Source organism: Pseudomonas sp. H1_D05 (assembly GCF_054682705.1).
On record NZ_CP162825.1, the window covers coordinates 5,898,964 to 5,921,470 of the forward strand.

Sequence of the window (22,507 nt, forward strand, 5' to 3'; positions counted from 1 at the left end):
GGATTTGACCCATGTTCAAATATATTGGCGACATCGTTAAGGGTACTGGTACCCAGTTGCGCAGCCTGGTCATGGTCTTCGGCCATGGCTTTCGCAAACGCGACACCCTGCAATACCCGGAAGAAGCGGTCTACCTGCCACCACGCTACCGTGGTCGCATCGTCCTGACCCGCGACCCCGATGGCGAAGAGCGTTGCGTTGCCTGCAACCTCTGCGCTGTGGCTTGCCCGGTGGGTTGCATCTCGCTGCAGAAAGCGGAAACCGAAGACGGTCGCTGGTACCCGGACTTCTTCCGTATCAACTTCTCGCGCTGCATTTTCTGCGGTCTCTGCGAGGAAGCCTGTCCGACCACCGCGATCCAGCTGACGCCGGATTTCGAGATGGCCGAGTTCAAACGTCAGGACCTGGTGTACGAGAAAGAAGATCTGTTGATCTCCGGCCCCGGCAAAAACCCTGATTACAACTTCTATCGTGTTGCAGGTATGGCAATTGCTGGCAAGCCGAAAGGCTCCGCGCAGAACGAAGCCGAACCGATCAACGTGAAGAGCTTGCTGCCTTAAGGAAGAACGATGGAATTCGCTTTCTATTTCGCATCGGGTATCGCTGTTGTGTCCACGCTTCGCGTAGTCACCAACACCAACCCTGTGCACGCCCTGCTCTACCTGATCATCTCGTTGATCGCCGTGGCCATGACCTTCTTCGCACTCGGCGCACCGTTCGCCGGCGTGCTGGAAGTGATCGCCTACGCCGGCGCCATCATGGTGCTGTTCGTGTTCGTGGTGATGATGCTGAACCTCGGCCCGGCCTCGGTTCAGCAAGAACGCGTCTGGCTCAAGCCCGGCATCTGGGCCGGTCCGGTGATTCTCGCCGCCTTGCTGCTGGCCGAACTGCTGTATGTGCTGTTCGCTCACCAGAGCGGCCAGGCCATCGGCCACACCACCGTAGACGCGAAAGCCGTGGGCATCAGCCTGTTCGGTCCGTATCTGCTGGTGGTCGAACTCGCCTCGATGCTGCTGCTCGCTGCAGCCGTCACGGCGTTCCATTTGGGCCGTAACGAGGCGAAGGAGTAAGACATGCCTGCTATCCCTCTCGAACATGGATTGGCCGTTGCCGGCATCCTGTTCTGCCTTGGTCTGGTCGGCCTGATGGTCCGCCGCAACATTTTGTTCGTGTTGATGAGTCTGGAAGTAATGATGAACGCCTCTGCACTGGCGTTCATCGTTGCAGGCGCCCGTTGGGGCCAGCCGGATGGACAGATCATGTTCATCCTGGTGATCAGCCTTGCAGCCGCCGAGGCCAGTATTGGTCTGGCGATCCTGCTGCAACTGTATCGCCGCTTCCACACGCTCGATATCGACGCTGCCAGTGAGATGCGCGGATGAATCTTATCTTTCTGACTTTCGTATTCCCTCTGATCGGTTTCCTGCTCCTGTCGTTCTCCCGTGGACGCTGGTCGGAAAACCTCTCGGCGCTGATCGGCGTGGGTTCCATTGGCTTGTCGGCGATTGTCGCCGCCTACGTCATCTGGCAATTCAACGTCGCACCACCCGAAGGCGGTCACTACACCCTGGTGCTGTGGAAGTGGATGGCGGTCGAAGGCTTCAAGCCTGACTTCGCCCTCTACGTTGACGGCCTGTCGATCACCATGCTCGGCGTGGTTGTCGGTGTAGGTTTCCTGATCCACCTGTTCGCATCCTGGTACATGCGCGGTGAAGCGGGTTACTCGCGCTTCTTCTCGTACACCAACCTGTTTATCGCCAGCATGCTGTTCCTGGTGCTCGGCGATAACCTGTTGTTCCTGTACTTCGGTTGGGAAGGCGTAGGCCTGTGCTCGTACCTGTTGATCGGTTTCTACTACAGCAACCGCAACAACGGTAACGCCGCGCTCAAGGCCTTCATCGTGACCCGGATCGGCGACGTGTTCATGGCCATCGGCCTGTTCATCCTGTTCCAGCAAGTGGGCACGCTGAACATCCAGGAACTGCTGGTGCTGGCACCGCAGAAATTCCAGGTCGGCGACTTCTGGATCACCCTGGCAACCCTGATGCTGCTGGGTGGCGCAGTCGGTAAATCGGCACAACTGCCGTTGCAAACCTGGCTCGCGGACGCGATGGCTGGCCCTACTCCGGTTTCGGCACTGATCCACGCCGCGACCATGGTGACCGCCGGTGTCTACCTGATCGCCCGTACCCACGGTCTGTTCACCCTGGCGCCGGAAATCCTCCACCTGGTCGGTATCGTTGGTGGTGTGACCCTGGTTCTCGCAGGCTTCGCCGCACTGGTACAGACCGACATCAAACGTATCCTCGCCTACTCGACCATGAGCCAGATCGGCTACATGTTCCTGGCGCTGGGCGTTGGTGCATGGGATGGCGCGATTTTCCACCTGATGACCCACGCCTTCTTCAAGGCCCTGCTGTTCCTTGCTTCCGGTGCGGTGATCGTTGCCTGCCACCACGAGCAGAACATCTTCAAGATGGGCGGTCTGTGGAAAAAACTGCCACTGGCCTATGCCAGCTTCATCGTTGGTGGTGCCGCCCTGGCCGCTCTGCCACTGGTCACCGCAGGCTTCTACTCCAAGGACGAAATTCTTTGGGAAGCGTTCGCCAGCGGCAACCACGGTCTGCTCTACGCAGGTCTGGTCGGCGCGTTCATGACGTCGCTGTACACCTTCCGCCTGATCTTCATCACGTTCCACGGTGAAGCCAAGACCGAAGCCCACGCTGGTCACGGCATCTCGCACTGGCTGCCACTGTCGGTGCTGATCGTGCTGTCGACTTTCGTCGGCGCCATGATCGTGCCACCGCTGCACGGCGTACTGCCGGAAAGCGTTGGCCATGCCGGTGGCGAAGCCAAGCACAGTCTGGAAATCGCTTCGGGCGCCATTGCCCTGGCCGGTATCCTGCTGGCAGCGCTGCTGTTCCTCGGCAAGCGTCGCTTCGTCACGGCCATCGCCAATAGCGGCATCGGCCGTTTCCTTTCGGCCTGGTGGTTCGCTGCCTGGGGCTTCGACTGGATCTACGACAAACTGTTCGTCAAGCCTTACCTGGCGATCAGCCACGTACTGCGCAAAGACCCGCTCGACCAGACCATCGGTCTGATCCCGCGTATGGCCAAGGGTGGTCACACTGCCCTGAGCCGCACTGAGACCGGTCAACTGCGTTGGTACGCTGCTTCGATGGCTGCTGGTGCCGTGCTGGTCATTGGCGCCATCGTGCTGGTAGCGGTCTGATATGAACCTTGCGAATTTGCGAAAGGAAACGAGCCCGTCATGATTCTGCCTTGGCTAATCCTGATCCCCTTCATCGGCGGCCTGCTGTGCTGGATGGGTGAGCGCTTCGGCGCTACCCTGCCCCGCTGGATTGCGCTGTTGACCATGACCCTGGAACTCGCCCTCGGCCTCTGGCTGTGGGCCCACGGTGACTATTCATTTGCGCCGGCGCCTGGCGCCGATCCGACCTGGGCGCTTGAGTTCAAGCATGTCTGGATCCAGCGCTTCGGCATCAACGTGCACCTGGCCCTCGACGGCCTGTCGCTGTTGATGATCCTGCTGACCGGTCTGCTGGGTATCCTCTCGGTACTCTGCTCGTGGAAAGAGATTCAACGTCACGTTGGCTTCTTCCACTTGAACCTGATGTGGATCTTGGGCGGCGTTGTCGGCGTGTTCCTCGCCCTCGACCTGTTCATGTTCTTCTTCTTCTGGGAAATGATGCTGGTGCCGATGTACTTCCTCATCGCGCTCTGGGGTCACAGTTCTTCGGACGGCAAGAAAACCCGGATCTACGCAGCGACCAAGTTCTTCATCTTCACTCAGGCTTCCGGCCTGATCATGCTGGTGGCGATCCTCGGTCTGGTACTGGTCAACTTCAACAACACCGGCGTGATTACTTTCAACTACGCCGACCTGTTGAAAACCAAGATGTCGATGACCACCGAGTACATCCTGATGCTCGGCTTCTTCATCGCCTTCGCGGTCAAGCTGCCCGTCGTACCGTTCCACTCGTGGTTGCCTGATGCCCACGCCCAGGCGCCGACTGCCGGTTCCGTCGACCTCGCCGGTATCCTGCTGAAAACCGCTGCTTACGGTCTGCTGCGTTTCGCCCTGCCGCTGTTCCCGAACGCTTCGGCCGAGTTTGCGCCGATCGCCATGACCCTCGGTCTGGTCGGGATCTTCTACGGTGCGTTCCTCGCTTTCGCGCAAACCGACATCAAGCGTCTGATCGCCTTCTCTTCCGTTTCCCACATGGGTTTCGTGTTGATCGGCATCTACTCCGGCAGCCAACTGGCCCTGCAAGGTGCAGTGATCCAGATGCTCGCGCACGGTGTGTCGGCGGCGGCACTGTTTATCCTCAGCGGTCAGTTGTACGAGCGTCTGCACACTCGTGACATGCGTGAGATGGGCGGTCTGTGGTCGCGTATCGCTTACCTGCCGGCGATCAGCCTGTTCTTTGCGGCCGCCTCCTTGGGCCTGCCGGGTACCGGTAACTTTGTCGGTGAATTCCTGATCCTGATCGGCACTTTCGCCAGCGCTCCATGGATCACCGCGATTGCCACTTCCGGTCTGGTGTTCGGTTCGGTCTACTCGCTGATCATGATCCACCGTGCCTACTTCGGTCCGTCGAAATCGGATTCGATCCTGCACGGTATGGACGCTCGCGAACTGATCATGGTGCTGGGCCTTGCGGTGCTGCTGGTTTACCTCGGCGTCTACCCGCAACCGTTCCTCGACACCTCTGCCGCCACGATGCATGGCGTGCAGCAGTGGCTCGGCACCGCCTTCACTCAACTCGCTTCGGCCCGGTAAGAGCGCTATGGAATTCACGATTCAACACTTTATTGCGCTTGCGCCACTGTTGATCACCAGCCTCACCATTATCGTGGTGATGCTGGCAATCGCCTGGCGCCGCAACCACTCGCAGACCTTTCTGATCTCGGTCGCCGGTCTGAACCTGGCCTTGCTGTCGATCCTGCCAGCCCTGAAAGTCGCGCCTCTGGCCGTGACTCCACTGCTGCAGATCGACTCGTTTGCCTGTCTGTACATGGCGCTGATCCTGGTCGCCACCCTCGCCTGCGTCACCCTCGCCCACGCCTACCTGGGTGATGGCGGTACGGGTTACCCGGGCAACCGTGAAGAACTGTACCTGCTGATCCTGATGGCCGCTGCCGGTGGTCTGGTTCTGGTCAGCGCGCAGCACCTGGCCGGCTTGTTCATCGGTCTGGAACTGCTCTCGGTACCGGTTTACGGTCTGGTGGCTTACGCCTTCTTCAACAAGCGTTCGCTGGAAGCCGGCATCAAATACATGGTGCTGTCGGCTGCCGGTTCCGCGTTCCTCTTGTTCGGTATGGCGCTGCTGTACGCAGACTCGGGTTCGCTGAGCTTCGTTGGCATCGGTCAGGCTCTGGCTGCGACTGGCCTGCCTAGCTCGCTGGCACAACTGGGCCTGGGCATGATGCTGATCGGCCTGGCGTTCAAACTGTCGCTGGTGCCGTTCCACCTGTGGACGCCGGACGTCTACGAAGGTGCTCCGGCACCGGTGGCGGCGTTCCTCGCCACTGCGTCGAAGGTTGCGGTGTTTGCGGTGATGGTGCGTCTGTTCCAGATCTCCCCTGCTGCCAGCAGCGGCGTCCTGAGCGACGTGCTGACCGTCATCGCCATCGCCTCGATCCTGTTCGGTAACCTGTTGGCCCTGACCCAGAGCAACCTCAAGCGTCTGCTCGGTTACTCGTCCATCGCGCACTTCGGCTACCTGCTGATCGCACTGGTGGCAAGCAAGGGTCTGGCGGTGGAAGCCATCGGCGTGTACCTGGTGACTTATGTGATCACCAGCCTCGGCGCCTTCGGCGTGATCACCCTGATGTCCTCGCCGTACAACGGCCGTGACGCGGACGCCTTGTACGAATACCGCGGCCTGTTCTGGCGCCGTCCGTACCTGACTGCCGTCCTGACCGTGATGATGCTGTCGCTGGCGGGTATCCCGCTGACTGCTGGCTTCATCGGCAAGTTCTACATCATCGCTACCGGTGTTGAATCGCACCAATGGTGGCTGGTCGGCTCCTTGGTACTGGGCAGCGCCATCGGCGTCTTCTACTACCTGCGCGTGATGGTCACCCTGTACCTGATAGAGCCAAACCTGCGTCGCCACGACGCCCAACTGCACTGGGAACAGAAGGCAGGCGGCGTGATGCTGCTGGCTATCGCCCTGGTCGCATTCTTCCTGGGTGTGTACCCGCAGCCATTGCTGACTCTGGTTCAGCAGGCGGGTCTGGCGGGCTGATTGCTCCGTCGCTTTTAGCTACAAATAGAAACGGCACCTTCGGGTGCCGTTTTTATTTTTGCGGGCAAGCCCGGCTCCCACAGGTTTCGATGGTGTTCACAAAGTCTGTAACCACCCTGGATCACTGTGGGAGCGAGCCTGCTCGCGAAGGCGTCGGCACATTCAACCTCTTCTTCGCCTGACACCCCGCCGCTATCACCATTCGGCGTTGGGCACTGCTTGCGGGACTGTTCCGACTCGGCAGCTGCGAAGCGTCTTCATAGATCAATCGAACGTTCTCACCACACGCGGCGATTCGTCCTACAGGTGTTTTTACGAGCGGCGTCTACCGTTGAAAAAGGGACGAAAAGCAAGGCCAGGAGGCCTTGACCGATTCGATTATCGAGACAACACTATACGTAGGTAGCGTACAGAACATGGATGCTCTATTTATCGAATTGCCTGTATTTCAGAAGCACCGAGACGACTATCTGGATGACGATCTGTTTCGCAGCTTTCAACTGGAGTTGCTGAAAAATCCGGAAGCGGGCGATCTCATCGAGGACACAGGCGGGCTTCGTAAAATTCGCTTTGGCGACCAACGAAGAGGGAAAGGTAAGCGCAGCGGATTACGAGTGATTTATTACTGGTGGTCAGGCTTCGATCAGTTCTGGCTCTTTACCGTCTACAACAAAAACGAGCAGGACGATTTGACGCCTGCCCAGAAAAAACTTTTCAGAAAAACGCTGGATAGAGAACTCAACGCGAGAACCCACTATGAAACGTGACATTTTTTCCGAACTGATGGATGGACTGGAAGCACTGGCAGATGAACGCCAAGGCAAAATCACCTTGCGTACCCACAAAGTTCAACTGCCAAAACTGATGCCGATCACTGCTGAAGAAGTGATAGCCATCCGTCAGCAACTTAATCTTTCCCGGTCAGTATTCGCGATGTATCTACGCACCAACACGCGAACGCTCGAAAACTGGGAGCAAGGACGAGCAACGCCCAATGCTCAGGCCACAACCCTGATCCGTCTGGTCGAGCGTTTTCCACAGACAATCGAACAACTCGCAGCCCTGACCTGACACTGGGTTCTAATTCCAGCCACATGACGAAATTGTAATTCCCTCATCACCTTGGCGTTATCCGCAGCTTGCAACGATGTCACCCGGCGACCATGCCGGCGGGCCCTGCCCCGCCGAACAATAAAACCCACGCCGAAGCACGTTCCCGTTCTGCCGAACCCAAGGAGTGTTTGATGGTTAACAATTCGAAAATATCGATGGCCGCTCTAGCAGTGGTGGTCGGCGCCGGGCCGTCCACGGTGTTTGCTGAAGACAAGCCTGAAGGCTTTGTCGAAGGCAGCAGCCTGACGGTGCTCAACCGTAACTTCTACTTCAATCGTGATCATCGCAATGGTCAGTCCAGCCCGACCGGCAACGGCTATTCAGAAGCCTGGTCGCATGCGGTGATCAGCAAGTTCGAATCCGGTTTCACCCAAGGCACCGTCGGGGTCGGGGTCGATGCATTTGCGATGATTGGTCTGAAACTCGATACCGGTGACGGACGCAACGGTGGGCGCAGTTCGTTTGATGTGTTGCCGGTCAACAGTGACGGCGAAGCGCGGGACGAATACACCAAGGTCGGCGGCGCCGCGAAAATCCGGGCGTTCGATACGGTGGTCAGGGTGGGGGATGTGTTCCCGGCCAACCCGATGGTCGCGGCCGGTGACTCGCGCTTGCTGCCGGAGAGCTTTCGCGGGGTGACGGCGACCAACACCAGCATCGACGGTTTCTCGGTGCAGGGTGGCCGGTTGCATGCGATGAGCCAACCGGTGTCCAGCAACATGCGTGAGAACTTCGCGACCTTCTATGCAGGTCCGGTCAATTCGCCGTGGATCGCTTATGGTGGCGGCGATTATGCGCTGAACAAGAATCTCAGTTTCAGTCTGTATTCCAGCCGTCTCAAGGATGCGTGGAATCAGTACTACGCCGGCACTGCCTGGACTTATCCGCTCTCGGATGACCTGTCGCTGTTCGGTGGCCTGAACTATTACAAGGCCGTCGACGAGGGCAAACAACTGCTCGGCGAATTCGACAACAACATCTGGAGCGGCCGCGTTGGCGTCAAGCTTGGTGCCCACTCTGTCGCCCTCTCCCACCAGCGCAACAACGGTAATGACGACTTCGACTACCTGCGCCAGTCCGACTCGATCTTCCTCGACAACTCGATCCAGTACAGCGACTTCAACTCGCCGAAAGAACGTTCGTGGATGGTGCGCTATGACCTCGACATGAGCACCTATGGCGTACCGGGTCTGTCGTTCATGACCCGTTACGCACGCGGCACCGACGCGGACTATTCCAATGCCAACGCGGTGTACATGCGTCGCGATGCCGAGGGCAATCCGCTGACCGATCAGAAACGTTGGGAGCGTGATATCGAAGTCAAATACGTGGTGCAAAGCGGTTCGATGAAAGATCTGTCACTGCGCTTGCGCCAAGCCACAACCCGCGCCACGGCGTTCGAGTCGGATCTGGATGAAGTGCGGGTGATTGTCGAGTATCCGCTGGCGATTCTTTGATTGCGCGGCTGATGCAAATTCACCTTTAGAAGCTCCTTGCTCCTTTGGTAAGAGGTGAATCTTTTGGCGTCCTTCGGGGCGCCTTTTTTTGCTTTGCGGTCGCGACATAATCAACCCGCTATCAAGACAACCTAGCGGGTAGCTGATTAAGCCGAGCTTTAGCGTAAAGGCAGCATCAGGGTAATGGGGGAAATGCCGGGGCACGGAATGAAACCTGCGTACTTGATATAAAAGCTCGACAGCCGATCATTCAAGGGATGAACAATTATCGCGCTGGATCCGATCGACTGAGACGCGTTGAGGGCTCTTTCAATCGCATCTTGCAGTAAATCGACAGCGAAACCTTGGCCCTGAGCTTCGCGCGTTACCCCCATACGCCCCAATAGAGTGACCGGATGGACACTGGGCGAATTGCGTTGACGGCTTTTCGGCATGACGCTGGCACGGGCGACTGATCCGCTGGAGAGCGTGTAGTAGGCCATCACATTCGACGTGCCTTTGAGGCAACTGACGTACACAACAGCCTGCTTGGTGGATTGGGCTTTTCGCGCCTTCCTTTGCAGGTAATGGTCAATGGTCACCTCACCAGAATCGAAAGCATCGAGTTCGTGTAGGTCGTTGAGCTTCTCGGGGGCGGTCAACTCCAACGTTTTGGACGTGCGAGCAGTTGGTGCAGGCATTCGTTACCTCGAGCCGGATTGGCTTCAATAGCTTGTTCGAATGCGTCAAATGCGCTGTCGTCGAGAAGGAACAGTCGTTTATCCAGAATCACCTCTTCAGCTTTTTGGCAGGCAGCTTCCAGGATAAAACTTGTGCGATCACGACCAGACATGGCGGCTGCCAAATCGATCAGATTACGTTTCTTTTCGTCCGCTCTCATGTTGATTGGAACGGGTTTGGATTTTTCAACGCTTTCAGTTGTGGACATTTGTTCTGTTTCCCATCTGGGTAGGTGATGTTGGAACTGGAGCCTCCTTATGGCGTTAGCACATCAGCTTTTGCTTACTTTTCATTTTCTGACTCCTTGAGTGGCCCGGAGAGGTTTAGGCCATGCTCTTAACGTGAGATCTAACGTTTGAGGTACGAAGCCATGAGAGCGGCTTCGGAGTCGATTCTATACCGACCGTGTAGCTAATGCATATACGCGTATAGCTTTCAGATACACGGTCATTTATTTAGGCCTGGCGAGAAAAAGATCCTCGCCAAAGGACCTTCGCCTACGTCGTGACCTCCACGTTATCCAGAGCTTTGTTCACCGCTAATTCACCAAGCATGACGACCTGCGCGATGCCGAGCAGAGTCTTGCGATGGGTGCCGTTCAGCAGCGCAGCGAAGTCACCGAGCATCACCGTGGCCGAGGCCAGGGATTCGCTGGCGTTGGCCAGTAATGATTCGGTATCGGCTTTGGGATTGACCAGGAACATCTGGTTGGGGATGTACGGCGCGGACATGATGGCGGCTGAGGGTTTGAGGTAGAAATCGAGGGCGCGGTCGGCGGCTTCGTGGAGTTTTCGGGTGTCGACGGAGGCGTAAGGCGATGTTGAGTTGGCGTCGGGGATGGCGTCTGTTTCGGGGGGATTTGGGGTTGGCTTTTTCATAATGTTTTACTCAGCTTGAAGGTGGAGCTGGCCCTTTCGGTTCCACGCGAAAGGGTGGCAGCTGTACGCAGGTTGGAACCCGGGCAACTGAGCAAACCCGACAGACTCGAAGTCTCCCGCGCACAGCCGCCATAACGGAGTGCACACATGAAAGTGCGCAAGCATACGTCATGAACAGTGCGTCTTGCTTCAGTTGATCCGCGGGGTTCCAATCCCGATCGCTGAATTGGCAGCGACCCCCACAGGCTAGAGAGCTGACGTCCGACGGACAACCTGAAAACATTGTGGGAAGGTTCTGCACTTCACACACAACATTTAAACATCACGAATTGAAATACGCAGCGTGATATTGCAATTCGGCCCCTGTAGGAGCTGCCGAAGGCTCGGGCCGCGTTTCGCCGTAAAGGATTCAGCTCCCGCCGTTGCGACACACGCCCATCACGTTGTACTTGATGGTATTGATCTGACCTTTGGAGTCCTCGTAGGTCATCGCGGTGGGCACCACTTTGCACGCAGGCTGCGACTTCACCACACTCACCACTTTGACCACGTCCAGCTTCATTCCGTATTCGTAATCCTTCACCACCGGCGGCGCTTTGCCCTGGTTGGTGGCGTACTGTTCCATGGCTTTGGCGTTGGCGCTGAGCGCGCGTTCGAAAGTGCGGTCACCACCGCCTTCGGCCAGCACATTTACCGACGTCGCCATGACAGCCGCGAATGCGATCAACTTGAGTACTTTCATATCCATTTCCTTCCCGTCCGGGCGTAAAAAAAGCCCGGCATCGATGCGCGATAACGGGCTTGTTCAGGTGCACCAGGCTTACAGATCGCGGGTTTTGTCGTCTTTCTTGTCAGTGACGACCACCGGGTTGCCGGCGGCTTTTTCCTTGGCGACGAACAGTTCCATGGAGCGGTCGTTGCTGGTCATCATCCGCTCGAAAGTACGGTCGCCACCGCCTTCGGCCAGGGCCACGGAAGAGATCGCCAACGCCACAACAAGAGCACCCATCTGTACGATTTTCATCTTTGATTCCTCGTTTAAGTAACTGACGGGATCAAGGTAACAATCCGAACCTATCGTGACGGTGGCGGGGACATTACATATCCGTTATCTCCAGGGCGCTCTTCTGAAGTCGAACACAAAACCTGTAGGAGTGAGCCTGCTCGCGATAGTGGTGGGTCAGTCAATTTAGATCTGACTGATAGACCGCTATCGCGAGCAGGCTCACTCCTACAGGGGGGATTACCTATTTAGATGGAACAGCGTCCTCATCCCGGCGATGGGCGAGTTGATAGAGCGCCGGCAAGATCAGCAGCGTCAGGATCGTGGAGGACAGTATTCCGCCGATCACCACGGTCGCCAGTGGTCGCTGCACCTCCGCACCGGTGCCGGTTGCAAGCGCCATCGGAATAAACCCCAGCGACGCCACCAACGCCGTCATCAACACCGGCCGCAAACGCGTCAACGCACCTTCGTTAATGGCATCGGACAGCGACCGTCCCTCCTCACGCAAATTACGAATAAATGCAATCATCACCAACCCGTTCAACACCGCCACACCCGACAAAGCAATAAACCCGACACCCGCCGAAATCGACAACGGAATATCGCGCAACCACAGCGCCATGACCCCACCGGTCAGCGCAAACGGAATCCCGGTAAACACCAGCAAGCCATCCTTCAGGTTGTTGAACATCATGAACAACAACCCGAACACCAACAGCAACGCCACCGGCACCACAATCTGCAAGCGCTTGGCCGCCGATTGCAGTTGCTCGAACTGCCCGCCCCAACTGGTCCAGTAACCGGCCGGGACTTGCACATCACGCTCGATCACCTCACCGGCCTCGCTGACAAACGAACCGATATCACGCCCACGCACGTTGGCGCTGACGATCACCAGTCGCTTGCCGTTCTCGCGGCTGACCTGATTCGGCCCGAGCACCAGGTCGAGGCTGGCGACGTCTTGCAGCGCGATGAAGCCGATCTGATTCGCAGCGCCGCTCAGCGCGGGCACCGGAATCAGCAGCGCCGACAGTCCGTCGATGTCCTTGCGCATGGCATCGGACAAACGCACAACCATGTCGAAACGCCGATCACCCTCATACAACGTCCCGGCCTGACGCCCGCCCACCGCGACGGCGATGGTGTCCTGCACATCACCCACGTTGAGTCCGTAGCGCGCGGCTTTATCGCGATCAATGTTGATGGTCAGCACCGGCAACCCGGTAGTCTGCTCAACCTTGACCTCGGATGCGCCGTTGACCTTCTGCATCGCCGCAGCAATCTTCGCCGCCGTGGCATTGAGCACGTCCATGTCATCGCCAAACACCTTCACCGCGACATCGCTACGCACGCCGGAAATCAGTTCGTTGAAGCGCAATTGAATCGGCTGCGACAGTTCATAGTTGCTACCCGGCAACGTCGCGGCGGCAGCCTGCAACTCGGCCATCAGGGTTTCGCGGGACTTGTCCGGATCCGGCCATTGCTTTTTCGGTTTGAGCATCACATAGCTGTCCGAGATATTCGGCGGCATCGGATCCGAGGCGATTTCGGCGGTGCCTGTGCGGGCAAACACGCGCTCGACTTCCGGCACCTTCGCCAGAATCAACGTCTCCAACCGCTGCTGCATATCCACCGATTGCGTCAGGCTGGTGCCCGGTACACGCAACGCTTGCAAAGCAAAATCACCTTCGCTGAGGCTCGGCACAAATTCGCTGCCCATGCGGCTGGTGAGCACGCCGCTAAGCACAATTACGCCCAGGGCCGCGCCAACAGCAACGGCGCGATGCGACATCACCCACGCCAGCGCCGGCGCATACACACGACGCGCGCCGCGCATTACTGCGCCCTCTTCTTCCTTGACCTTACCTGTCACGAACAGCGCTATTGCCGCTGGCACGAAGGTCACCGACAACAGCATCGCGCCAAGCAAAGCGATGACCACGGTGAACGCCATCGGGTGAAACATTTTCCCTTCGACGCCGCTCAACGCGAAGATCGGCAGGTACACGACCATGATGATCAACTGGCCGAAAATCAGCGGTCGCCGCGCCTCTTTCGCTGCGGCAAAGACTTCTTTGAAGCGTTCGGCGCGGGTCAACAAACGTCCGTGATGCTGCTGCGCATGGGCCAACCGACGCAGGGTGTTTTCGACAATCACCACCGCGCCGTCGACGATAATGCCGAAGTCCAGCGCGCCGAGGCTCATCAGGTTGGCGCTGACCTTGTTGCTGAACATGCCGGTGAAGGTGAACAGCATCGACAGCGGAATCACCATCGCGGTAATCAGTGCCGCGCGGATGTTGCCGAGGAACAGAAACAGAATCGCGATGACCAGAATCGCGCCTTCGATGAGGTTCTTTTTCACCGTGGCAATGGCTTTGTCGACCAGGTGCGTGCGGTCGTACACCGGCACGGCGATCACGCCTTGGGGCAAGGATTTGTTGATCTGCTCGAGCTTGCTGGCGACCGCTTGCGAGACCGTGCGACTGTTCTCGCCGATCAACATGAACACCGTGCCGAGCACCACTTCACGACCGTTTTCCGTGGCCGCACCGCTGCGCAACTCGCGACCGATTTCCACGGTGGCGACGTTCTTCACCCGGATCGGCGTGCCGTCGACATTGGCCATGACGATGTTGGCGATGTCCTCGGTGCTCGCCACTTGCCCTGGCGCGCGGATCAGCAATTGCTCGCCGCTGCGCTCGATGTAACCGGCGCCGACGTTGGCGTTGTTGCGCTCAAGCGCAGTGACCAGATCGGTGAGCGTCAGTTTGTACGCGGCCAGGCGTTTCGGGTCCGGCGCGATCTGATATTCCTTGGCGAAACCGCCGATGGTGTTGATCTCGGCGACACCGGGTACGTTGCGCAATTGCGGTTTGATGATCCAGTCCTGAATCACCCGCAGATCGGTCGGCGTGTAGGCTGTGCCGTCGTCCTTGAGTGCGTCCTCCTTGGCTTCCACTGTCCATAAAAAGATCTCGCCGAGGCCGGTGGAAATCGGCCCCATCACCGCTTCGGCGCCTTCGGGCAATTGCTCCTTGGCGATCTGCAAACGCTCGTTGACCAATTGGCGGGCGAAGAACAGGTCGGTGCCGTCCTTGAAGATCACCGTGACTTGCGACAGGCCCGAGCGCGACAGCGAACGGGTCTGTTCGAGTGCCGGCAGACCGGCCATGGCGGTTTCAATCGGGAAGGTGATGCGCTGCTCGGTTTCCAGCGGCGAAAACCCGGCGGCGCCGGTGTTGATTTGCACCTGGACGTTGGTGATGTCGGGCACGGCGTCGATCGGCAGCTTTTGATAACTGGCAATGCCGAGGCCGGCCATAAGCAGAACGGCGAGCAGGACGATGATGCGCTGCTCGATGGCAAACTGGATCAGGCGTTCGAACATGAGGACCTTCCAGAATTAATGACTGTGCTCGGCTGAGGCTTTGCCCAGTTCCGATTTGAGGACGAAGCTGCCGGCGCTGGCGACTTGCACGCCTGGCTCCAGGCCTTGGGTGACCTCGACGTGGCCGGCGGCGCGGCTGCCCAGCTCTACTGCGCGCGCTTCGAAACCGTCGTCGGTGCGAACGAATACCGTGGGCTTGTCCTCGACGGTCTGGATCGCGGTTTCCGGTACGGCGACTTGCGCTTCGCGGCTGTCGGTCGCCACCAGCGCAGTGACGAACAGACCGGGGCGCCACGAGCCTTGCGGATTTTCCAGCGTGACGCGAACGGTCGCGGTGCGGGTTTGTTCGCCGAGCAAACTGCCGACGTAAGCCACGCTGCCAACCACTTCAGCGTTGAGCTCCGGGGCGCTGACGGTGACCGTTTTGCCTACTTGGACCTTGTTCAGATCCTTCGGTGAAACGCCGAACGTGACCCACACTCGCGACAAGTCCGAGAGGGTGAACGCCGCTGTGCTTTCATCGACCACCTCGCCCGGCGTCAGGTGCTTTTCTACCACCACGCCATCGAACGGCGCGCGCAGTTCGTAGCGATTGCCGCCAGTGGCGACCACGCTGCCGCTGAGTACGCTGATCTTCTGCTGCGCATTGCTCAGGGTAATTTCAGCTTCTTGCAACGCTTGGCGCGCCTGGAGGAAATCCTGCTCGGCGGAGATCTTGTCCTGCCAGAGCTTTTTCTCGCGTTCATAAGTGGTGCGCGCCAAGGTCAGGCGACGTTGCGCGGCCGCCTGTTCGCTGCGTTGATCGGAGATCTGCTGACTGGCGATCACTGCCAGCAACTGGCCCCTCTTCACGGTTTGCCCGAGGTTGACCGCCACCGACTCGACCACACCCGGGACGCGCGGCACGATGTGGGCGGTGCGGTCTTCGTCGAAGCGCACTTCGCCGGGGAACGGCAGGCCACGACTGATGTTCTGCGCCTTTGCTTCAGCCAATTGGATGCCGGCAGCACTGATCTGCTCCGCACTCAATTCGATGTGTCCCTCTTCGGCATGGTCAGCCGCTGCACCCTCTTCGGCGTGATCGGCATGTTCGGAAGCCTCGTCGGCATGCGCGTCGATGCTTGCGTTACCGGCCCACTGCGAGCCGATACCAATGCCCAGGGCCAACGTCGCCACCGCGACCACCATCAATTTTTTATCCATGGAAACTCCTCTGCGCCGAGCCATCGCGCAGTTGTCTGAAAAGTGAAATTCAACGGCTGACGCTGAGGTCGCCGAAGATCCGTTCGATGCGTACGCGGGCGTCGCTGGCTTCGCTGACGGCCTGGATGTACTGGCTACGAGCGCTGATCAAGGTGCGTTGCGCATCGAGCACATCGAGGAAGCCGAACTTGCCCATTTCGAAACCACGGGTGGCGCTGTCGACCGCACTTTGCGCGGCGGGCAGGATGGTCTGGTTGAACGCGGTGACTTCGCCGTTGGCGGTCTGCCATTGCTCAAGGCTGGTCTGGATTTCCGTGCGCAAACGCAGCTCGGTGGCGTTGCGCAGATCCCGCGCCTGATCGGTGCGGCGCGCGGCCGCGAGCACGTTGCCTTGATTGCGATTGAACAGCGGAATCGGCATCGACAGCCCGACCACATTGACCCGCTCGCGCTCGGTTTCGCTGTATTGGCTGCCGATACTGACGGTGAGATCGGGGATGCGCTGGGACTTTTCCAGGCCCAACGACGCTTCGCGCTGGTCGATCTGCAACTTGGCCAGACGCAGTTCGGCGGTCTCGTTCAAGCGCTCGAGCAATCTTGTCGGTGGTGGAACGGCCGGCATGCTTTGCGTGAGCGCCTGCACCTTGGTCGACGTCGGCAATGCCGCGCCCATGACTTGCGCCAATTGTTGGTACGCGGTGGCCTGATCGCGTTCGGCGCGGCTCAGCTCCAGGCGCACTTCCGAGAGCTGCACTTGCGCCCGCGTGCCCTCAACCGGCGACGATTTACCCGCCTCGATGCGCCCCTGCGCCACGCGTAAACCGTGCTCGGCCAGTTGCAGCGACTGGCGCGACAGCTGCAAGCGTTGCTGCGCGGTTTGCGCGCTGTTGAATGCCTGAATTACATCGGCACGCAAGGCATTGCGCTTGCGCGCAAGCTCGATGCTGGCAGCGTCTTGCGCACGGCTGGCGACATCGATGCGTGCGCCGCGTTTGCCGCCCAGTTCAATCGGTTGACTGAGCATCACCGTGGTTGTGCGCGAATTGCGCCGAGTGTCTTCGGCTTCCCACGACATTTCGGGGTTGGGGATCAGGCCGGCCTGTTGGCGGTCACCTTCGGCGATACCGATTTCCCATTGCGCGGCGGCTAAATCCGGGTTGCTGGCGAAGGCGCCTTGCAGGGCTTGATCCAGCGTCAGGGTCGCTGCGTTTGCAAGGCTGGTACAGGCCAGCAACAAGATGACGCTGGCGGTTTTTTTCAGGCGTGATTGCGCCGTCAGTTTAATTAAACCGGGCAATGGAGGACTTCCTTTATTCAAGAATCTCGGATGCCGCCACGGTAGGGTTTTGAACTTATCGACAAGGTGACTGGAACATTACAAATCCGTTATCCACGGTTTGGGGAAGTTGTTTTGTTCTAGGATGCGAAGTGCAAATAGCGTTATCGAAATACATCGAAACAAAAACACGGTAGTTATCTGCTGAACAGCACTTGCCGTAAGTAAACTCAAGAGAATTTGGTGGTTAGCACTGCGACCTACTGTCGCAGAACACTGATCTAAAGCACTTGGGCGTTGACCCTGTAGCCGCTACAACCTTTATTGTCCGCACTCCCCTCACCCCAGCCCTCTCCCGGGGGGAGAGGGAGCCGACCGAAGTGTCTGGCGTTTTTTATCGACCTGTTACATCAAGTTGATTATGGATTCAGTAACGTTCTTTCACGTCGGCGTAGTTCTGAAATATCCCACGCTCAGTCCCCTCTCCCTCTGGGAGAGGGTTAGGGTGAGGGGCTTTTAAATTAAATACCCATTAAATAAAAGTGGTGAAAGATCATGCGAATCCTTGTCGTCGAGGACGAGCTTAAAGCTGCCGAATACTTGCATCAGGGTTTGACCGAAAGTGGTTATGTCGTTGACCACGCCGCCACCGGTGCCGATGGCCTGCATCTGGCGCAACAACAAGCGTATGACCTGATTATTCTCGACGTGAACCTGCCGGAACTCGACGGTTGGGGCGTGCTGGAACAACTGCGTCGCACCCATTCGACGCGGGTGATGATGCTGACGGCGCGCGGGCGTCTGGCCGACAAGATTCGCGGCCTCGATCTGGGCGCCGACGATTATCTGGTCAAGCCGTTCGAGTTTCCCGAACTGCTGGCGCGGGTGCGCACCTTGATGCGTCGTAGCGAAAATATCCCGGTGCCGCAGGTGCTGAAAGTCGCTGATCTGGAGCTCGATCCGGGCCGCCATCGCGCGTTTCGCGGGCAACAGCGTATTGACCTGACCACCAAGGAATTCGCCCTGCTGCATTTGCTGATGCGCCAGTCCGGCGAAGTGCTGACGCGCACACAAATCATCTCGTTGGTGTGGGACATGAATTTCGACTGCGACACCAATGTGGTCGAAGTGTCGATCCGCCGCTTGCGGGCGAAAATCGACGACCCGTTCGACAGCAAGTTGATCCACACCCTGCGCGGTGTCGGCTATGTGCTGGAGGCGCGGGAATGAAACCCTCCAGCCTGTCGATGCGCCTCGGTTTGACGGTGAGTATTCTCGGTGCGCTGCTGGTGGTGTTTCTGGCGATCCTCGCCTATTTCGCGTTGACCCATGAGCTGAATTCGCTTGCCAGAGACAGCCTGGAAAAGAAGATGGCGCAGGTCGAACACAGCTTGTCGTTGTACGTCGATGCCAATGAAATCACCGGCAAGCCGCATATTCTGCTCGATCAGGTGATGGGGCATGACAACCTCACGCTGACCATTTATGACCGCCTCAATCGGCGCTCGCCGCTGCTCAAATCCGGCTCGGGATTGAGCGATCCGCGCGTCGAATTGAAAGCGGTGCGCGCCACCACCGATCAACTGACTTACAGCGACAGCACCGACGCGGAAGGCAAGAAATTCCTCACCGCCTCGAAACTGATTCGCCTCAAGGACAGCAGCAGCGTGCCGGTGCTGCTGTCAGTGGATAACGCCCACGATGAGGCCCTCCTCAGCGCCTATCTACGCTCGACGCTGATTGCCTTGCCGTTGTTGCTGGTGTTTATCGGCCTGACCGCGTGGGGCGCGGTGCAACGCGGGTTGGCGCCGCTGCGCGAGTTTCGCAAAGTCGCAGCGATGGTTTCGACCCAGGATCTGGAACACCGGCTGTCCGTGGTGAACATGCCGCAGGAGCTGAGTGAACTGGCACAAGGCATCAATTTCATGCTGCATCGGCTCGATGCCGGGGTGCAGCAGTTGTCGCAATTCTCCGATGATCTGGCGCATGAGTTGCGCACCCCGATCAATAACCTGATGGGCAAGGCGCAGGTGACCTTGTCCCGCGAGCGCACGACCGAGGAATACAAGGACGTGCTGGTGTCGTGCACCGAGGAACTGGAGCGTGTGGCGCGGATTGTCTCGGACATGTTGTTTCTCGCGCAGGTCAGTCACCCGTCGGCGCTGGCACCGTTTGAAGCGGTGGCGCTGGAGGTTGAAGTGGCGAAGGTCGCGGAGATGTTTTCGTTGTCGGCGCAGGATAAGAACATTCATTTGAATGTCGTTGGCAGTGCGACGGTGATGGGCGATCGGCTGATGATTCAGCGGGCGATTTCCAATCTATTGTCGAATGCGCTGCGCCACTGTCCTGCCGGGAAAACCGTGACGTTGCTGATCGAACAAGGTGCAACTCAGGCCTCCCTGTTGGTCAGCAACCCCGGCGCCGGGATTGAGGCGCAACACCTGCCACATCTGTTCGACCGCTTCTACCGCGTCGACAGCAGTCGCTCACGCTCGCAGGGCAGCACCGGATTGGGCCTGGCGATCGTGCGCTCGATCATGAGCCTGCATCAGGGTGTGGCGGAGGTTAAGAGCTTGCCGGGGGCGATGACCGTGTTCAGGCTTGGGTTTCCGGCGGTGCCGCCAATGGCCCCTTCGCTTGCAGGCAAGCTCCCACAGTGATTTGCGGGGTACTCAGGTTTTGTGGACACCGCTAAAACCTGTAGGCCTTCGCCTGTTCGCGATGGCGGTGGGTCCTTCAACATCTGCACTGCCTGATACTCAGCCTTCGCGAGCAAGCTCGCTCCCACAGAGACAGTAGTCATTCACAAAATAAGTGGACGCCGCCGAAACCTGTGGGAGCAAGCTTGCTCGCGAAAGCGTCGGATCAGGCGATATCCATGTTGAATGTCAGAATGGGAATCGCGAGTTTTGTACGATTTCTTACCGATACGCTCTCGTCTCTGCACAAACTCCGAAAGCTCCCGCCCTAACATCCGCTTCGTCCTACAGCCAGCCTTGAGTGGGTAGTTCTATGGTGAAGGTCTTTGCAGGTAGAAGAACGATGGGGGGCACTATGAGCAGAGACATGTTTTGTGAGTTGGTTGCAGAAATCGAGACTCTGGCAGTCCAAGGTCGGGCGCAGCGCCTTCTCGCTCACACAGGAAAAACCGGCACACCACGAATTGGCGCTATGAAAGGCAAGTTGGTGCTGCCTGATGATTTCGATTCGTCATTGCCTGATGCCATGCTTGATGCCTTTGAAGAAACTCAAGCATGAAGCTGGCACTGATCGATGCCCTTTAGTAGATGCTGCAGTGGGCAGGGGTTTTTTGAGTTTTGTGAACACCACTGCATTCTGAAGGAGCTTGCCTGCTCGCGATTGCGGTAGATCAGGCGCAAAAAAAAACGGCACCTTGCAGTGCCGTTCGCCTTTCACATTTCAGCTGTTACTTCCGCGCATCCGCCCACGATTTCAGCAGTTCGTTGTAGCTCACGGTCTCGCCCTTCGGCTTCTCGTTGGCCAGTTTCGGTTTCGGTGCGCCCGGCTGATCAAACCAGTACTGAGCATCGCGCTCCGGGTTCATCTTCGGTGCACAAACCGCCTGAGCCTTGGAGCGTTCCAGACGCGTCATGATCGCGTCCTGATCCTTGGCCAAACCATCCAGTGCCTGTTGCGGGGTCTTCTCGCCGCTGGCCGCTTCGGCGATGTGGCTCCACCACAATTGCGCCAGACGCGGATAGTCCGGCACGTTGGTGCCGGTCGGGGTCCATTGCACGCGGGCCGGGCTGCGGTAGAACTCGACCAGGCCACCGAGTTTCGGCGCCAGATCAGTCATCGCTTGCGAGTTGATGTCCGACTCGCGAATCGGCGTCAGGCCAACGATGGTTTTCTTCAGCGACACGGTTTTCGAGGTCACGAACTGCGCATACAGCCACGCCGCGAGCTTCTGTTTCTCAGGTGTGGACTTCATGAACGTCCACGAGCCCACGTCCTGATAACCGAGCTTCATGCCCTCCTCCCAATACGGCCCACGCGGCGATGGCGCCATGCGCCATTTCGGCGTGCCGTCGGCGTTGACCACCGGCAGGCCCGGCTTGGTCATGTCGGCGGTGAACGCGGTGTACCAGAAGATCTGCTGCGCAATGTTGCCCTGCGACGGCACCGGACCGGATTCGGAGAAGGTCATGCCCGCCGCTTCCGGTGGCGCGTACTTCTTCAGCCAGTCGACATACTTGGTGGTGGCGAACACCGCCGCCGGGCCGTTGGTGTCGCCGCCGCGGGTCACGCTGGAGCCGACCGGGTGGCAGTCCTCGACGCGAATCCCCCACTCGTCCACCGGCAAACCGTTGGGCAACCCTTTGTCGCCGCCACCGGCCATGGAGAACCAGGCATCGGTAAAGCGCCAGCCCAGCGACGGGTCTTTCTTGCCGTAGTCCATGTGCCCGTAAACGCGTTTGCCGTCGATTTCCTTGACGTCTTCGCTGAAGAATTTGGCGATGTCTTCATAGGCCGACCAGTTCACCGGCACGCCCAATTCGTAGCCGTACTTTTCCTTGAACTTGGCTTTCAGATCCGCACGTTCAAACCAGTCAGCACGGAACCAGTACAGGTTGGCGAATTGCTGGTCGGGCAGTTGATAGATCTTGCCGTCCGGCGCGGTGGTGAACGAGATGCCAATAAAATCCTTGATATCGAGGGTCGGCGAGGTGAAGTTCTTGCCTTCGTTGGCCATCAGGTCAGTGATCGATTCGGTCTTGCCGTAGCGAAAGTGCGTACCGATCAGGTCCGAGTCGTTGACCCAGCCGTCATAAATATTCTTGTCCGACTGCATCACCGTCTGCATTTTCTCGACCACGTCGCCTTCTTGCAGCAGGTCGTGGGTGAGTTTGATTCCGGTGATTTCGCTGAACGCCTTGGCCAGCACTTTCGACTCGTATTCATGGGTGGTCAGGGTCTCGGAAACGACCTTGATGTCCATGCCGCGAAACGGCTCGGCCGCTTTGATGAACCACTTCAACTCTTCGAGTTGCTGCTCGGCCGTCAGGGTCGACGGTTTGAATTCACTGCCGATCCATTTTTTCGCCGCGTCTTCGTAGGCATCCGCCCACGCGGCGGCGCTCAAACCGCTGAGTGCCAGCATGGCTGCCAATGAAATGCTATGTCGCAGCTTATTGTTTTTGTCGAACATAGAGACCTCCTGTTTAAG

At 58.4% G+C, this 22,507-nt stretch carries 21 protein-coding genes; 12 read left to right on the plus strand and 9 right to left on the minus strand.

Annotated features, from left to right (window positions below):
• Positions 1-11 precede the first annotated feature (11 nt).
• The 9 genes from nuoI (at position 12) to AB4O11_RS26515 (ending at position 8,845) form a co-directional block, all read left to right on the plus strand.
• Positions 12-560 carry an NADH-quinone oxidoreductase subunit NuoI gene (gene nuoI, locus AB4O11_RS26475; protein ID WP_007920177.1) on the plus strand — a complete coding sequence of 183 codons (549 nt, stop codon included), beginning with the start codon at positions 12-14 and terminating at the stop codon, positions 558-560.
• A gap of 9 nt (positions 561-569) precedes the next feature.
• The gene (gene nuoJ / locus AB4O11_RS26480; RefSeq protein ID WP_007920176.1) at positions 570-1,070 is read left to right on the plus strand and encodes an NADH-quinone oxidoreductase subunit J; all 501 of its coding nucleotides are present in this window, start codon (positions 570-572) and stop codon (positions 1,068-1,070) included.
• A 3-nt stretch (positions 1,071-1,073) separates the two neighbouring features.
• Complete coding sequence (gene nuoK, locus AB4O11_RS26485; RefSeq protein ID WP_003223790.1) at positions 1,074-1,382, plus strand: NADH-quinone oxidoreductase subunit NuoK; 309 nt, start codon at positions 1,074-1,076, stop codon at positions 1,380-1,382.
• Complete coding sequence (nuoL, locus tag AB4O11_RS26490) at positions 1,379-3,232, plus strand: NADH-quinone oxidoreductase subunit L (protein ID WP_007920175.1); 1,854 nt, start codon at positions 1,379-1,381, stop codon at positions 3,230-3,232. Before nuoK ends, nuoL begins: the two co-directional genes overlap by 4 nt.
• A 39-nt stretch (positions 3,233-3,271) precedes the next feature.
• Positions 3,272-4,804, plus strand: coding sequence for an NADH-quinone oxidoreductase subunit M (gene nuoM / locus AB4O11_RS26495; RefSeq protein ID WP_077573624.1), 1,533 nt, complete (start codon positions 3,272-3,274; stop codon positions 4,802-4,804).
• Between the two features lie 7 nt (positions 4,805-4,811).
• Positions 4,812-6,275 carry an NADH-quinone oxidoreductase subunit NuoN gene (gene nuoN / locus AB4O11_RS26500; protein ID WP_064117786.1) on the plus strand — a complete coding sequence of 488 codons (1,464 nt, stop codon included), beginning with the start codon at positions 4,812-4,814 and terminating at the stop codon, positions 6,273-6,275.
• Between the two features lie 416 nt (positions 6,276-6,691).
• Positions 6,692-7,042 (plus strand): type II toxin-antitoxin system RelE/ParE family toxin, encoded by a 351-nt coding sequence (locus AB4O11_RS26505; protein WP_093434372.1) that lies wholly within the window; start codon positions 6,692-6,694, stop codon positions 7,040-7,042.
• On the plus strand, positions 7,032-7,346 hold the full coding sequence (locus AB4O11_RS26510) for a helix-turn-helix domain-containing protein (RefSeq protein ID WP_027614657.1): 315 nt from the start codon (positions 7,032-7,034) through the stop codon (positions 7,344-7,346). The genes AB4O11_RS26505 and AB4O11_RS26510 overlap by 11 nt, the downstream gene beginning before the upstream one ends.
• A gap of 173 nt (positions 7,347-7,519) precedes the next feature.
• Complete coding sequence (locus AB4O11_RS26515; protein ID WP_460129303.1) at positions 7,520-8,845, plus strand: OprD family porin; 1,326 nt, start codon at positions 7,520-7,522, stop codon at positions 8,843-8,845.
• A gap of 158 nt (positions 8,846-9,003) precedes the next feature.
• Here the strand turns inward: AB4O11_RS26515 and AB4O11_RS26520 are convergent, their stop codons facing one another.
• From AB4O11_RS26520 to AB4O11_RS26555, 8 genes are all read right to left on the minus strand, one after another.
• A complete protein-coding gene (locus tag AB4O11_RS26520) occupies positions 9,004-9,525 on the minus strand; it encodes a hypothetical protein (protein ID WP_093434262.1) in 522 nt (173 codons plus the stop codon).
• On the minus strand, positions 9,483-9,773 hold the full coding sequence (locus tag AB4O11_RS26525; protein ID WP_041073246.1) for a type II toxin-antitoxin system TacA family antitoxin: 291 nt from the start codon (positions 9,771-9,773) through the stop codon (positions 9,483-9,485). The genes AB4O11_RS26520 and AB4O11_RS26525 overlap by 43 nt, the downstream gene beginning before the upstream one ends.
• A gap of 289 nt (positions 9,774-10,062) precedes the next feature.
• A complete protein-coding gene (locus AB4O11_RS26530; RefSeq protein ID WP_099756649.1) occupies positions 10,063-10,443 on the minus strand; it encodes a DUF6124 family protein in 381 nt (126 codons plus the stop codon).
• A 409-nt stretch (positions 10,444-10,852) separates the two neighbouring features.
• Positions 10,853-11,185 carry a DUF2790 domain-containing protein gene (locus tag AB4O11_RS26535; RefSeq protein WP_460129305.1) on the minus strand — a complete coding sequence of 111 codons (333 nt, stop codon included), beginning with the start codon at positions 11,183-11,185 and terminating at the stop codon, positions 10,853-10,855.
• A 78-nt stretch (positions 11,186-11,263) separates the two neighbouring features.
• The gene (locus tag AB4O11_RS26540) at positions 11,264-11,467 is read right to left on the minus strand and encodes a co-regulatory protein PtrA N-terminal domain-containing protein (RefSeq protein WP_460129307.1); all 204 of its coding nucleotides are present in this window, start codon (positions 11,465-11,467) and stop codon (positions 11,264-11,266) included.
• 223 nt (positions 11,468-11,690) lie between these two features.
• Positions 11,691-14,840: a CusA/CzcA family heavy metal efflux RND transporter gene (locus AB4O11_RS26545; protein WP_460129309.1), complete on the minus strand. Its 3,150-nt coding sequence runs from the start codon at positions 14,838-14,840 to the stop codon at positions 11,691-11,693.
• Between the two features lie 15 nt (positions 14,841-14,855).
• Entirely contained in the window at positions 14,856-16,043 is a 1,188-nt protein-coding gene (locus AB4O11_RS26550) for an efflux RND transporter periplasmic adaptor subunit (protein WP_460129311.1), read from the minus strand.
• 49 nt (positions 16,044-16,092) lie between these two features.
• Complete coding sequence (locus tag AB4O11_RS26555) at positions 16,093-17,340, minus strand: TolC family protein (protein WP_460129313.1); 1,248 nt, start codon at positions 17,338-17,340, stop codon at positions 16,093-16,095.
• Positions 17,341-17,874: 534 nt separating this feature from the next.
• Here AB4O11_RS26555 and AB4O11_RS26560 point away from each other — a divergent pair.
• The 3 genes from AB4O11_RS26560 to AB4O11_RS26570 all read left to right on the plus strand — a co-directional run bounded on the left by AB4O11_RS26560 (position 17,875) and on the right by AB4O11_RS26570 (position 20,577).
• Complete coding sequence (locus AB4O11_RS26560) at positions 17,875-18,549, plus strand: heavy metal response regulator transcription factor (protein ID WP_095048087.1); 675 nt, start codon at positions 17,875-17,877, stop codon at positions 18,547-18,549.
• A complete protein-coding gene (locus AB4O11_RS26565) occupies positions 18,546-19,979 on the plus strand; it encodes a heavy metal sensor histidine kinase (RefSeq protein ID WP_460129316.1) in 1,434 nt (477 codons plus the stop codon). The genes AB4O11_RS26560 and AB4O11_RS26565 overlap by 4 nt, the downstream gene beginning before the upstream one ends.
• 394 nt (positions 19,980-20,373) lie before the next feature.
• Positions 20,374-20,577: a hypothetical protein gene (locus tag AB4O11_RS26570; RefSeq protein WP_414926386.1), complete on the plus strand. Its 204-nt coding sequence runs from the start codon at positions 20,374-20,376 to the stop codon at positions 20,575-20,577.
• A 169-nt stretch (positions 20,578-20,746) separates the two neighbouring features.
• Here AB4O11_RS26570 and AB4O11_RS26575 read toward each other — a convergent pair whose 3' ends face one another.
• Positions 20,747-22,489, minus strand: coding sequence for an ABC transporter substrate-binding protein (locus tag AB4O11_RS26575; protein ID WP_016986564.1), 1,743 nt, complete (start codon positions 22,487-22,489; stop codon positions 20,747-20,749).
• Positions 22,490-22,507 lie beyond the last annotated feature (18 nt).